Origin of the sequence: Streptomyces massasporeus (assembly GCF_014648995.1) — a bacterium.
GTDB classification, from domain to species: Bacteria; Actinomycetota; Actinomycetes; order Streptomycetales; family Streptomycetaceae; genus Streptomyces; species Streptomyces massasporeus.
The window spans coordinates 430985-444588 of record NZ_BMSE01000005.1; the positions used below are offsets into that span (position 1 = coordinate 430985).

The window sequence follows — 13604 nt, forward strand, 5'->3', positions numbered from 1 at the left end:
CGGCAGAGGGCGGGCGGATGATCGACGCGTACGAGGACCCCGGCACACCCGACCACCGCGGCGGCGCCCGCTACCTGTGGTGGCTGGTCACCCGGCAGCCGGGGCGGTGCGCCGCGGGGGCGATGTTCGGCACGGTGTGGATGGTGCTGCTGGCGGCGACGCCGTACCTGATGTCCCGGGCGATCGACGACGGCCTGGAGCCCGGCGACATGAGCGCGCTGACGCTGTGGAGCGGCGCGCTGTTCGCGGTGGGCGGCTTCAACGCCTGGCTGAGCATCATGCGGCACCGCACCATGACCCGGGTCCGCATGGACGCCAACTTCCGGACGGTGAAGGTGGTCGTCGGACAGGCGGTGCGGCTCGGCGCCTCGCTGCGGCGGCAGGCGGGCGCCGGGGAGGTCGTCACGATCGGCGTGGGCGACGTGCAGACGGTCAGCCAGTCGCTGACGGTCGTGGGGCCCGGGATCGGCGCGGTCGTCGGGTACCTGGTGATCGCCGTGCTGCTGGTGTCGGTCTCGGGGGTCGTCGCGCTGGTCGTGCTGCTGGGCATTCCGGTGCTCGCCCTGCTGGTCGGGCCGCTGCTCGGCCGGTTGCAGGGGTCGGAGGCGGAGTACCGCGAGCGGCAGGGCGTGCTGACCGCGCGGATCGGCGACCTCGCCGGCGGCCTGCGGGTCCTCGCCGGCCTGGGCGGCAGGCAACTGGTGGCGGACGCCTTCCGGCGGGACTCGGGGCGGCTGCGTGAGCAGGGGTACCGGGTGGGGGCGGTGACCAGCTGGGTCCAGGCGCTGGGAATCGGCCTGCCGAGCCTGTTCCTCGCGGTCGTGACGTGGCTGGCGGCCCGGCTCGCGGCGCAGGGCGACATCACCGTGGGCCAGTTGGTGTCCGTCTACGGCTATGTGGCGGTGCTGGTGTGGCCGGTGGCCTTCCTGGTCGAGTGCGGCTACCAGGTCAGCCGCGGCGTGGTGTGCGCACGCCGGGTCGTACGGTTCCTGCGTCTGGAACCGATGGCCGACTCGGGGACCCTGGACGCCCCGTCCGAGCCGTCGGCCCTGTACGACCCCGAGTCGGGCGTACGCATCCTGCCGGGGCGCCTGACAGCCTTGGTCGCGGAGCACCCCGCGGACGCCAGGACGGTGGTGGACCGCCTGGGCCGCTACGCCCCGTCGGGCGCGACGTGGGGCGACACCCGCCTGGACGACATCGCCCTGAACCAGATCCGGGCCCGCATCCTGGTGGCCGACCACGAGGCGGACCTGTTCGCGGGCCCCCTGCACCAGATGATCGGCTCCAGGGACGCGCCCGGAAGGGGCGCGGGGCTGTGTCGATCTGCGGCTCCGCCGCGGGGCGCGACAAGCCCCCACGCACCCGCCCCCGCCCCCGCCGGACAACCCCGCGCGGCAACCCAAAAGGCGCTCCACACAGCCGCCGCAGAAGACATCGTCCAAGCCCTCCCTCAAGGCCTCGACACCCCCATGGACGCCCAGGCCCGCAACCTCAGCGGCGGCCAACGCCAACGCATCCGCCTGGCCAGAGCCCTCCTCACCGACCCGGAGATCCTCCTGGCCGTCGAGCCCACCTCGGCCCTGGACGCCCACACCGAAGCCACCGTCGCCGCCCGGCTGAGGAGGGCGAGGGAAGGCCGCACCACGGTCGTGACCACCACCTCCCCCCTCGTCCTGGACCGCACGGACACCGTCCATTACCTCAGGGACGGCAAGGTCGAAGCCACCGGCACCCACCACGAACTGCTCGCCACCACCCCCGGCTACCGGGCCCTCGTCGCGAGGGACACCGAGGAGGTCCTGGGATGAACCGCGCACACCTGCCGGTCGCCGAACGGGCCGACGTCCGGCGCGCCCTGCTGGGTCTCGTCCGGGCCGACGCCCGCGCCTTCGGTGTCGTCCTCGGCCTGAACGCGCTCGCGGCCGTGGCCGGACTGGCCGGGCCGTGGCTGCTGGGCCGGATGATCGACGACGTGCGGGCCGGGCACGGAACGGCAGCCGTGGACCGGCTGGCCCTGCTCCTGCTGCTGTCCGCCCTCGCGCAGGTGCTGCTGGCGCGCTGGGCCCGGTACGTGGGGCACCGCTTCGGGGAGCGGACCCTGGCCCGGGTGCGGGAGCGGTTCGTGGACCGGGCGCTGACCCTGCCCGCGTCGGTGGTGGAGCGGGCCGGCACCGGTGACCTGACGGCACGCGGCACGGCGGACGTGACGACGGTCGGCAACACCCTGCGGGACGCGGGTCCCGTCCTGCTGGTCAACCTGGTCCAGGCGCTGTTCCTCATCGTCGCCGTGTTCCTGATGGACCCGCTCCTCGGCGCCCTCGCGGTGCTGACGCTGACGCCGATCTGGATCGCCCTGCGCTGGTATCTCCGCCGGGCCCGGGACGGGTACCTCGCCGAGGGCGCCGCCACCTCGGACGTAACGGAGATCGTGGCGTCGACGGCAGCCGGGGCACGCACGGTGGAGGCCTTCGGGCTCCGGGAGCAGCGCACGGCCGCGAGCCGGGACGCCCTGGAGGCCTCCCGCCGCACCCGCTTCTACACGCTGTTCCTGCGCTCGGTGTTCTTCCCGGTGATGGAGACGTCGTACGTCCTCCCGGTGGCCGGAGTGCTGGTGATCGGCGGCGCACTGCACGCGTCCGGCTCGATGAGCCTCGGAGCGGTGGTGGCGGCGACGCTGTATCTGCACCAGCTGAGCGCACCCCTGGACGAGGTCCTGGTGCGGATCGAGCAACTCCAGTCCGGCGGCGCCTCCTTCGCCCGGGTGGAGGGGCTCGCCCGGGCCCCGCAGGCCCCCGGCGAGGGCGACTGTCCGGATCCCGACGGCGACCGGATCGACGTCACCGGGGTGCGCTACGCGTACGACGGAGGCGTCGAGGTGCTGCGCGGCGTCGATCTGACGGTGCGGCCCGGGGAGCGGCTCGCCATGGTCGGGCCGTCCGGCGCCGGCAAGACCACGCTCAGCCGGCTGATGGCGGGCATCGACGCGCCGACCGCGGGCTCGGTGACGGTCGGCGGTGTGCCGGTCGTCGGGCTGGGCCCGGAGCGGCTGCGCCGCCAGGTCGTCCTGGTCACCCAGGAGCACCACGTGTTCCTCGGGTCGGTCCGCGACAACCTGCGGATCGCCGAACCGTCGGCGGGGGACGAGGAGTTGTGGGACGCGCTGGCGGTGGTGGGCGCCGACGCGTGGGTGCGGAAGCTGCCGCAAGGGCTGGACACCCCGCTGGGGCAGGGCGGTTGCCGTACCGACGGTTCTCAGGCCCAGCAACTGGCCCTGGCCCGGGTGGTGCTGGCGGACCCGCACACGCTGATCCTCGACGAGGCGACCGCGTTGCTCGACCCGACGACCGCCCGGCACACCGAGCGGGCCCTGGCCGCCGTCCTCGAGGGGCGCACCGTCATCGCCGTGGCGCACCGGCTGCACACCGCGCACGACGCCGACCGCGTGGCGGTGATGGAGGACGGCCGGCTGACCGAACTCGGCACGCACGACGAGCTGGTGGCGGCCGGCGGCGCCTACGCGGCACTGTGGCACTCCTGGCACGGGGATCTGCCCGAGGACGGCACAGCGCCCGCCTAGCGGATCTGGCCGAGGACGGCACAGCGCCCCCCCAAGCGGATCCGGCCGAGGACAGCGCAGCGCCCGCACCGCGAATCCGCCGAGGCCAGCACAGCGAATCCCCCCGGAGACAGCGAAGCGTCCGAAGAGCGACGTGTCCGTATAACGAACATGAACTTCCGGACAACGAACCGTTTCCGGCCATACTTTTGACGCGGTCCTGACAGAAAGCGCGCTCCCCTGCCACGCTTCCCACGACTGCTCCACAGGAACCCCACAGCAACACCTCCACCTCCCCAGGCCGGGCGACCCCCGGTCCCGCAGAAGGAGTCAGTGTTGAGAAGCAGTTCCTCGCGAAGAGGCACCTCCCACAGACGCACTCCCCACACCCCCCGCCGCACCGCGGCCGTGGCCCTCTTCGGCGTCGCCGCGCTGATGGCCGCCGCCGTCCAGGGCGGCACTGCCGTCGCGGCCCCCGAGAAGACGCCGCCGGCCGCGAGCAAGGCGACCCCCGGCTCGGAATCGGTCAAGCTCAGCCCGGCCCAGCGCGCCGAGCTGATCCGCAAGGCCGAGGCCGGCAAGGCGCAGACCGCCCGGGACCTGGGTCTCGGCGCCAAGGAGAAGCTGGTCGTCCGTGACGTCGTGAAGGACGCCGACGGCACGGTCCACACCCGCTACGAGCGCACCTTCGACGGCCTGCCCGTCCTCGGCGGCGACCTCGTCGTCAAGGCCGCCAAGTCCGGTGCGACGAAGGCCGTCGTCAAGGCGACCCGCGCCGCCATCAAGCCGGCCACCACCACCGCGGCCGTCTCCGCCGCCAAGGCGCAGAAGCAGGCGCTGGCCGCCGCGAAGGCGGACGACGCCAAGAGCGCCGACGTCGACAAGGCCCCGCGCAAGGTGATCTGGGCCGCGAGCGGCAAGCCGGTCCTCGCCTACGAGACCGTCGTCGGCGGCCTCCAGAAGGACGGCACCCCTAACGAGCTGCACGTCGTCACCGACGCGGCCACGGGCGCCAAGCTCTACGAGTACCAGGGCATCGAGACCGGCACCGGCAACACGATGTACAGCGGCACGGTGACGCTCGGCACCACGCAGTCGGGGTCGACGTACAACCTCACCGACGGCGCGCGCGGCGGCCACAAGACGTACAACCTCAACCGCGGCACCTCCGGCACCGGCACGCTGTTCTCCGGTCCCGACGACGTGTGGGGCAACGGCAACCCGTCCAACGCCGAGACCGCCGCCGCCGACGCGCACTACGGCGCCGCGCTGACGTGGGACTACTACAAGAACGTGCACGGCCGTTCGGGCATCAAGGGCGACGGCGTCGGCGCCTACTCCCGGGTCCACTACGGCAACAACTACGTCAACGCCTTCTGGTCCGACAGCTGCTTCTGCATGACCTACGGCGACGGCTCTGGCAACACCCACCCGCTGACGTCGATCGACGTGGCCGGTCACGAGATGACCCACGGCGTCACGTCCAACACCGCGGGCCTCGTCTACAGCGGCGAGTCCGGCGGCCTGAACGAGGCCACCTCCGACATCTTCGGATCAACGGTCGAGTTCTACGCGAACAACTCCTCCGACGTCGGTGACTACCTCATCGGCGAGGAGATCGACATCAACGGCGACGGCTCACCGCTGCGCTACATGGACAAGCCGAGCAAGGACGGCGCGTCCAAGGACAGCTGGTACTCGGGCATCGGCTCGATCGACGTGCACTACTCGTCGGGCCCCGCGAACCACTTCTTCTATCTGCTCTCCGAGGGCAGCGGCACCAAGACCATCAACGGTGTCACGTACAACTCGTCCACCTCGGACGGCCTTCCGGTCAGCGGCATCGGCCGGGACAAGGCGGAGAAGATCTGGTTCCGCGCGCTCACCACGAAGTTCACCTCGAACACCAACTACGCGGGCGCCCGCACCGGCACCCTCGCGGCCACGGGTGAGCTCTACGGCACGGACAGCGCCGAGTACAAGGCGGTCCAGGACGCGTGGGCGGGCATCAACGTCGGCGAGCGCTCCGGCGGCGGGGGCGGCGGCGGCACGTCCTTCGAGAACACGGCCGACGTGGCGATCCCGGACCGGGGCGCGGCGGTCACCTCGTCGGTCACCGTCTCCGGCCGGACGGGCAACGCGCCGTCCAACCTCCAGGTCGCGGTGGACATCGTCCACACCTACATCGGTGACCTCAAGGTGGAGCTCGTCGCCCCCGACGGCACGGCGTACACGCTGAAGGGGTACGGCACCGGCGGCAGCGCCGACAACATCAACACCACGTACACGGTGAACGCCTCCTCCGAGGTGGCCAACGGCGTGTGGAAGCTGCGGGTGCAGGACAACGCGGCCATCGACACCGGCTACATCAACAGCTGGAAGCTGACGTTCCCGTAGGCCGGTAGATCCGCGGGCCCGTAGGGCCTCAGAGTCAGGGCGCCGCCCCGGTGGGTTCGAATCCCCCGGGGCGGCGTCCGTTTCACCTGCCCTCGCGTACATCTGGCCGTCGAGTTCCGGCCAACATCACGCCCCACTCCTGACATGTACGCGTCTCCAGTGCCACTCTTCCCCCACGCCGCACAGCACCGAAGCACTTCCCCCACAACGAGGAGCTCGTGTGTCCACCTCTGTCTACGCGCGTCAAAAGCGCGCCACGCTCGCCATCGCCACCGCCGTCGCCGCCGGCGCCCTGCTCACCACCGGCCTGACCTCCGGCAGCAGCGCCGCCGCGGACTCCGCGAGCAAGCCTGCTCTCGCCGCCGCCCCGGTCCTGCTCTCCGCGCCCGCCCGCACCGCGCTCATCCAGGAGCAGCAGGCGGACGCCACGAAGACCGCCGACGAGATAGGCCTCGGCGCCCAGGAGAAGCTGGTCGTCAGGGACGTCGTGAAGGACGCCGACGGCTCGGTCCACACCCGCTACGAGCGCACCTACGCGGGCCTGCCGGTCCTCGGCGGCGACCTCGTCGTGCACGAGTCGAAGTCCGGCGCGGCCAAGGGCGTCACCAGAGCCACCAAGGCGGCCCTGAAGGTCACCTCGCTCAAGCCCGAGGTCACCGCCGCCAAGGCGGAGAAGCAGGCCGTGACCCTCGCCAAGGCGGCCGGCTCGGCCAAGACCGAGGCGAGTTCGGCTCCCCGCAAGGTGATCTGGGCGGCGAGCGGCAAGCCGGTCCTCGCCTACGAGACCGTCGTCGGCGGTCTCCAGGAGGACGGCACCCCGAACGAACTGCACGTCGTCACCGACGCCGCCACCGGCAAGAAGCTCTACGAGTACCAGGGCGTCGAGACCGGCACCGGCAACACCACCTACAGCGGCTCGGTCACGCTCAGCACCACCAAGTCCGGGTCGACGTACAACCTGACGGACGGCACCCGCGGCGGCCACAAGACGTACAACCTCAACCGCGGCACCTCCGGCACCGGCACCCTCTTCTCCGGCTCCGACGACGTGTGGGGCACCGGCAACCCGTCCAACGCCGAGACCGCCGCCGCCGACGCGCACTACGGCGCCCAGATCACCTGGGACTTCTACAAGAGCGCCTTCGGCCGCAACGGCATCCGCAACGACGGCAAGGCCGCCTACTCGCGCGTCCACTACGGCAACAGCTACGTCAACGCCTTCTGGTCCGACAGTTGCTTCTGCATGACCTACGGCGACGGCTCGGGCAACACCAACCCGCTGACCTCGCTCGACGTGGCCGCGCACGAGATGAGCCACGGCCTGACCTCGGCCACGGCGGGCCTGAACTACAGCGGCGAGTCCGGCGGTCTGAACGAGGCCACCTCCGACATCTTCGGAGCGGGCGCCGAGTTCTTCGCCAACAACTCCTCCGACGTCGGTGACTACCTCATCGGCGAGGAGATCGACATCAACGGCGACGGCAGCCCGCTGCGCTACATGGACAAGCCCAGCAAGGACGGCGCGTCCAAGGACAGCTGGTCCTCCAGTCTCGGCGGGGTGGACGTCCACTACTCCTCCGGTCCCGCCAACCACTTCTTCTACCTGCTGTCCGAGGGCAGCGGCTCGAAGACGATCAACGGCGTGACCTACAACTCGCCCACGTCCAACGGCTCCACGGTCACCGGCATCGGCCGCACCAAGGCACTGCAGATCTGGTACAAGGCGCTGACGACGTACATGACGTCGACGACCAAGTACGCGCAGGCCCGCACCGCGACCCTGAACGCGGCCTCGGCGCTGTACGGCGCGTCCAGCACCGAGTACAAGGCGGTCGCGTCCGCCTGGTCGGCCGTGAACGTCGGCTGACCGATCCACGCCCCTGGGCGGTACCCGGACCCGAAGCGGGTCCGGGTACCGCCCTACTCTTGGGACCGTGTCTTCTACGGATTCGCAGGACTTCACCTACGCCGATGTCGGCGCCACCCGTGACCAGGGTTTCTGCCCTCCGGGCTTCCACTCCATGAACGTCCGCACCCGCCTCGGCGAGGGCGAGGAGGTCTTCCGACGGGCCTCGGAGGCCGTCCTCACCTGGGAGATGCACCGGTCGATGGGCGTCGGCCTCGACGCGAGCGCGGAACGAGCCGCCCCCGGCGTCGACGTCACCGTCACCCTCGCCGGCATGATCAAGGCCCCCTGCCGGGTGGTCTGGACGGTCGAGGAACCCCGCCGCGCCGGCTGGGCCTACGGCACGCTGCCCGGCCACCCGGAAACCGGCGAGGAGTCGTTCATCGTGGACCGGACGGGAGACGGCACGGTGTGGCTGACGGTGAACGCCTTCAGCCGGGCGGCCAAGTGGTACGCCAAAGCGGGCGGCCCGGCGACCAGGGGTTTCCAGCACGCGTACGCCCGCAGGTGCGGCAACGTCCTGCGGAACCTCGCGACGCAGGGTGGCGAGCCGACCTAGGGGCGCGGGGCCGTATCGATGCGCGGCTCCGCCGCGTGGGCGCGAGCACCCCCCACGCGCCCGCAGACGGCGAACTCACCGCATCAGCAACCCCGCAGCCGCGACCAGTTCCTCAGAGGGTCCGGCAACCAAGCCCAACTCCGCGCTCGAAGCCAACAGCCGATGCGCGGGAAGGATCCGCACCGTGTACCCAAAGGGCCCGGTGCGATCCAGCGACAAGGGCCCCTCGTAAACCCAGCGCCCCTCCTGATCGGCGGAGCCCACCGGCTTCAGGGGAATCACCGTCGCGTCACCGATCCGGTCCTCCTCGTCCACCCGCCCCGAGACGACCTGCACCTCCACGTCGTCCGGCCCGAGCTCCCCGAGCCCGACCAGCACCCGAAGCCCCAGCGTCGTGCCGAGTTCCGCCAGCGCGGCCACCGCGGACGTCTCCACATGGTCGACCGTGACGCCCGGCCAGGCCGCCCGCACCCGCCCCTTCCACTCGGCGAGCTCCCGCGCCGAGTCCGGCACGAGCGAGCGGTGGGCGAGCGCCGCCGGAGCGTAGAGCCGCTCGACGTACTCGCGGACCATCCGCCCCGCCAGCACCTTCGGCCCGAGCAGGCTCAGCGTGTGCCGGACCATCTCGATCCACCGGTCGGGCAGCCCGCTGCGCCCGCGCTCGTAGAAGCGGGGCGTCACCCGCTGCTCCAGCAGGTCGTACAGCGCCGCGGCCTCTATGGCGTCACGATGATCGGGATCCGTCCCCACCCCGTCCGCCGTCGGGATGGCCCAGCCGAAGTCGGGCTGGAACCACTCGTCCCACCAGCCGTCCAGGACGGACAGGTTGAGACAGCCGTTGAGCGCGGCCTTCATCCCGGACGTGCCGCAGGCCTCCAGCGGCCTGAGCGGGTTGTTGAGCCAGATGTCGCAGCCGGGGTACAGCTTCTGCGCCATCGCCATGCCGTAGTCCGGCAGGAACACGATCCGGTGCCGCACCCGCGGGTCGTCCGCGAACCGCACCAGCTCCTGCACCAGCCGCTTCCCGCCGTCGTCCGCCGGGTGCGCCTTGCCCGCCACGACGATCTGGACCGGCCGCTCGGGGTGCAGCAGCAGGTCCATCAGCCGGTCCCGGTCGCGCAGCATGAGCGTCAGGCGCTTGTACGAGGGGACGCGCCGGGCGAAGCCGATGGTGAGGACGTCCGGGTCGAGGACGCCATCGATCCAGCCCAGCTCGGCCGTGTGCGCGCCGCGCTGCCGCCAGGAGGCCCGCAGCCGCTCGCGCACCTCGGTCACGAGCTGCTCGCGCAGCACCCGCCGGAGGTCGAAGATGTCCTGGTCGGGGATGTCGGCCACCGTGTCCCAGCGGTCCGAGCCGCCGACGGTCAGCGCGTCCTCGGCGCGCTGGACGCCGATCTGGCGGGCGCCGAGCCGGAACACCTCGGGGGCGACCCAGGTGGGCGCGTGCACCCCGTTGGTCACGGACGTGATCGGCACCTCGTCGGCGTCGAAACCGGGCCACAGGCCGGCGAACATCTCACGGCTGACGTTGCCGTGCAGCAGGGAGACCCCGTTGGCGCGCTGGGCCAGGCGCAGGCCCATCACGGCCATGTTGAAGAGGTTGGGCTCCCCGCCGGGGTAGGTCTCCATGCCGAGCCGCAGAATGCGGTCGACGTCGATGCGGGGCAGCTCGGCGTCGGGGCCGAAGTGGCGGGCGACCAGCTCGCGGTCGAAGCGGTCGATGCCGGCCGGGACGGGCGTATGGGTGGTGAAGACGGTCCCGGCGCGCACCGACTCCAGCGCGGAGTCGAAGTCCAGCGCGTCGGCGCAGAGTTCGGCGATGCGCTCCAGGCCGAGGAACCCGGCGTGCCCCTCGTTGGTGTGGAACACCTCCGGCGCGGGGTGGCCGGTCAGCCGGCAGTACGTCCGTACCGCCCGGACACCTCCTATGCCGAGGAGCATCTCCTGGAGCAGCCGGTGCTCACTGCCGCCGCCGTAGAGCCGGTCGGTCACGCCGCGCTCGCCGAGGTCGTTCTCCTCGACGTCGGAGTCCAGCATCAGCAGCGGGACCCGGCCGACCTGCGCCAGCCAGATCCGGGCGTGCAGCTGCCTGCCGCCGGGCAGGGCGAGGGCGACCTGGGCGGGGGTGCCGTCGGGCTCCTCCAGCTGGACGACGGGCAGCTCGTTCGGGTCGAGGACCGGGTAGTGCTCCTGCTGCCAGCCGTCCCGGGAGAGGGTCTGGCGGAAGTAGCCGTGCCGGTAGAGCAGGCCGACGCCGATCAGCGGGACGCCGAGGTCGCTGGCCGCCTTGAGGTGGTCGCCGGCCAGGATGCCGAGGCCGCCGGAGTACTGGGGCAGGGCGGCCGTGATGCCGAACTCGGGCGAGAAGTAGGCGATCGCGGCGGGCAGTTCCTCGGGCTGGGTCTGGTACCAGCGCTCGCCGGTCGTGTAGTCGTGCAGATCGCCCGCGACCGCGGCGAGGCGACGCAGGAACGGGCGGTCCCCGGCGAGCTCCGCCAGCCGCGCGGGCGGCACGCTGCCGAGCAGCCGGACGGGGTCGCCGCCCGAGGCGGCCCACCGCTCGGGGTCGACCGACCGGAACAGGTCACGGGTCTCCGCGTGCCACGACCAGCGCAGGTTGCGGGCCAGATCGCTGAGCGGCCGGAGGGGTTCGGGGAGAACGGGTCGGACGGTGAATCGACGGATCGCCTTCACGGGTTCCACCTCGGCGCGTTCGCTGGATTTCGCAGGGCTTCGACGACGTCTCCTACGACAGTACCGGCGTCGGCGCCCCCGCCGCTGGAGCTCCGCCACCCGCCCCCCGATCGGCCTGAACAGCACCATTCACGGATATGGCCGATTCCGCACCCATAGGCGTCCTTGTGGTGCTTCACACGTCACGAGAGGCTGCCTCTGGCGTACCGGCCCGCGCCCGCCGCACGCGGCTCCGCGCGGCAGCCGTACGCCGAGTCGAGGAGGGGAACTCGGACCATGGCTCGGACGCGCGAGCGGCGTCTGCGCCGGGCGGGGGGCCTGACGGCGGCGATCTGCGCCGCGGCGTTTTCGGCCACCACCCTGCCCGCGCACGCCGTACCGGAGGGGCGGATACTCGGTGCCGGATCACCCGGCTCCGTGCACGGAAGTTACCTGGTGACACTGGAGGAGGGCACGCAGGCCCGGTCGGCGGCCGGAAAAGGCCTCGCCGAAGAGTACGGGGCGGAGATCAGCCACACCTACGGCACGGTCCTGAACGGCTACGCGGTGCGGGCGGGCGGGAGACAGGCCGCGCGGCTGGCCGCCGACCCCCGGGTCGCCTCGGTCGTCCAGGACACCCGCGTGCGGCTCGACGGCACCCAGCAGAACCCGCCGTCGTGGGGGCTCGACCGGCTCGACCAGCGGAAGCCGCCGCTGGACCGGAGCTACACCTGGCCCCGGTCGGCCGGCGCGGGGGTGACGGTGTACGTGATCGACACCGGCGTCCGGACCACCCACGAGGACTTCGCCGGCCGGGCGAGCCACGGCTGGGACTTCGTGGGGAACGACCGGGTCGCCTCGGACGCCAACGGCCACGGCACGCACGTCGCCGGTACGGTCGCCGGAACGTCCTTCGGCGTCGCGAAGCGGGCCCGGATCGTCTCCGTGCGCGTCCTCGACGCCGCGGGCGGGGGCACCACGGCCCGGGTGATCGCCGGGATCGACTGGGTGACCCGGCACGCGAGGAAGCCCGCGGTCGCCAACCTCAGCCTGGGTGGCCCGCGCAACGACCGGCTGGACGCCGCCGTGCGCGCCTCCATCGCCTCCGGCGTCACCTACACGGTCGCCGCGGGCAACGACGGCAGGCCGGCCGGCCTGTACTCCCCGGGCGGCGTCAAACAGGCCGTCACGGTCGGCGCGACCGACCGCGGGGATACAAAACCGGCCTTCTCCAACCACGGTCCGGCCCTCGATCTGTTCGCCCCGGGCGTCGAAATCACCTCCGCGTCCGCCGCGAGCGACACGGCGCGGTCCACCTTTTCGGGTACGTCGATGGCGTCCCCGCACGCCGCCGGCGCGGCCGCGCTCTATTTGGCCGATCATCCGAAAGCGACTCCGGCCCAGGTCGGGGCGGTCCTGACCACCACGGCGGCGGCCGGGAAGGTCTCCGGCCGGGGTATCGGTTCGCCGGACAAATTACTGCGGGTGCCGCGCGCATAGGGCGAAGGAGCAGCCATGCCAGGGGGCCGGCCTCGTCCGTCGCGGACGAGGCCGGTCTTGTGTGTCGACATACGCGTGAGTAGTTAACAAAGTGCCGGATTGCTCACCCGAATAGGGTGGGAAGGCTCCTGCGGGTACCCCTCTCAGGAGCACCACGCAGGACCCACCTCCCCACAGACATCCGCCTACCCACGTTGACGCGGACAGGAGCGGTCATGCCCGCCAAGCACCATTCGCCAGCACCCCCCAACCGCCGCACGACCGGGGCGCACGCACCCGGCGGCGAGGCACGCCCCGCGCGCCCGGCCGTCGCCGGTCAACCGGCCTCGCCACCACCACCCGATCACGACGCGACCGCGGTGGGGCGCATACCCGTACTGGATGTCCGCCCGGTGGTCCTGCGGGGCCGCCGGCCGGCCAAGGCCGTCACCGGCGAGACCTTCGAGATCTCGGCGACCGTGTTCCGGGAGGGGCACGACGCGGTCGCCGCCAACGCCGTCCTGAAGGATGCCGAGGGCCGTCCGGGCCCGTGGACGCCGATGCGCGAGCTCGCCCCGGGGACGGACCGGTGGGGTGCGACGGTCACCGCCGGGGAACCCGGCCTGTGGACGTTCACCGTCGAGGCATGGGGGGACCCGGTCGGTACCTGGCGTCACCACGCCGAGATCAAGATCCCGGCGGGCATGGACACGGACGTCGTCCTCGAGGAGGGCGCGCGTCTGTACGAGCGGGCGGCCGCGGGCGTGCCCGAGGAGGAGGGACTGCGCGACGTGATCCTCACCGCCGTCGACGCCCTGCGGGACGAGGACCGTCCCGCGGCGGCTCGTCTGGCGGCGGCGCTGACGCCGGAGGTGGACGCGGTCCTGGAGCGGCATCCGTTGCGGGACCTGGTCACCAGCAGTGAGCCCCTGCCGCTCCTCGTGGAGCGTGAGCGGGCCCTGTACGGCTCGTGGTACGAGTTCTTCCCGCGCTCGGAGGGCACCCCCGAGCAGCCCCACGGCACGTTCCGC

The 13604-nt window shown here is 72.1% G+C and carries 8 protein-coding genes; 7 read left to right on the forward strand and 1 reads right to left on the reverse strand.

What is annotated here, in order from left to right; translation table 11 throughout:
* The first annotated feature begins 17 nt into the window (after positions 1-17).
* The 5 genes from IE153_RS15675 to IE153_RS15695 all read left to right on the forward strand — a co-directional run bounded on the left by IE153_RS15675 (position 18) and on the right by IE153_RS15695 (position 8421).
* Positions 18-1811, forward strand: a complete 1794-nt coding sequence (locus IE153_RS15675; protein WP_189590311.1) for an ABC transporter transmembrane domain-containing protein — start codon at positions 18-20, stop codon at positions 1809-1811.
* The gene (locus IE153_RS15680; RefSeq protein ID WP_189590312.1) at positions 1808-3580 is read left to right on the forward strand and encodes an ABC transporter ATP-binding protein; all 1773 of its coding nucleotides are present in this window, start codon (positions 1808-1810) and stop codon (positions 3578-3580) included. Before IE153_RS15675 ends, IE153_RS15680 begins: the two co-directional genes overlap by 4 nt.
* A 315-nt stretch (positions 3581-3895) precedes the next feature.
* Positions 3896-5956, forward strand: a complete 2061-nt coding sequence (locus IE153_RS15685; protein WP_189590313.1) for a M4 family metallopeptidase — start codon at positions 3896-3898, stop codon at positions 5954-5956.
* A gap of 220 nt (positions 5957-6176) precedes the next feature.
* Complete coding sequence (locus IE153_RS15690; protein ID WP_189590314.1) at positions 6177-7823, forward strand: M4 family metallopeptidase; 1647 nt, start codon at positions 6177-6179, stop codon at positions 7821-7823.
* 67 nt (positions 7824-7890) lie between these two features.
* Positions 7891-8421, forward strand: coding sequence for a DUF1990 domain-containing protein (locus tag IE153_RS15695; RefSeq protein ID WP_189590315.1), 531 nt, complete (start codon positions 7891-7893; stop codon positions 8419-8421).
* A 75-nt stretch (positions 8422-8496) separates the two neighbouring features.
* On the opposite strand, the gene IE153_RS15700 is transcribed toward IE153_RS15695, so the two are convergent.
* On the reverse strand, positions 8497-11115 hold the full coding sequence (locus IE153_RS15700) for a glycosyltransferase family 1 protein (RefSeq protein ID WP_189590316.1): 2619 nt from the start codon (positions 11113-11115) through the stop codon (positions 8497-8499).
* Positions 11116-11391: 276 nt separating this feature from the next.
* Here IE153_RS15700 and IE153_RS15705 point away from each other — a divergent pair, with 276 nt between their 5' ends.
* Both IE153_RS15705 and IE153_RS15710 read left to right on the forward strand, forming a co-directional pair.
* On the forward strand, positions 11392-12594 hold the full coding sequence (locus IE153_RS15705; RefSeq protein WP_189590317.1) for a S8 family peptidase: 1203 nt from the start codon (positions 11392-11394) through the stop codon (positions 12592-12594).
* A gap of 215 nt (positions 12595-12809) precedes the next feature.
* On the forward strand, positions 12810-13604 hold a 795-nt coding region (locus IE153_RS15710), incomplete at its 3' end, for a maltotransferase domain-containing protein (RefSeq protein ID WP_189590318.1).

Bases quoted from the DNA above. Each gene is read 5' to 3' on its own strand.
- IE153_RS15675 (WP_189590311.1), top strand. From the start codon at position 18: ATGATCGACGCGTACGAGGACCCCGGCACACCCGACCACCGCGGCGGC.
- IE153_RS15680 (WP_189590312.1), top strand. From the start codon at position 1,808: ATGAACCGCGCACACCTGCCGGTCGCCGAACGGGCCGACGTCCGGCGC.
- IE153_RS15705 (WP_189590317.1), top strand. From the start codon at position 11,392: ATGGCTCGGACGCGCGAGCGGCGTCTGCGCCGGGCGGGGGGCCTGACG.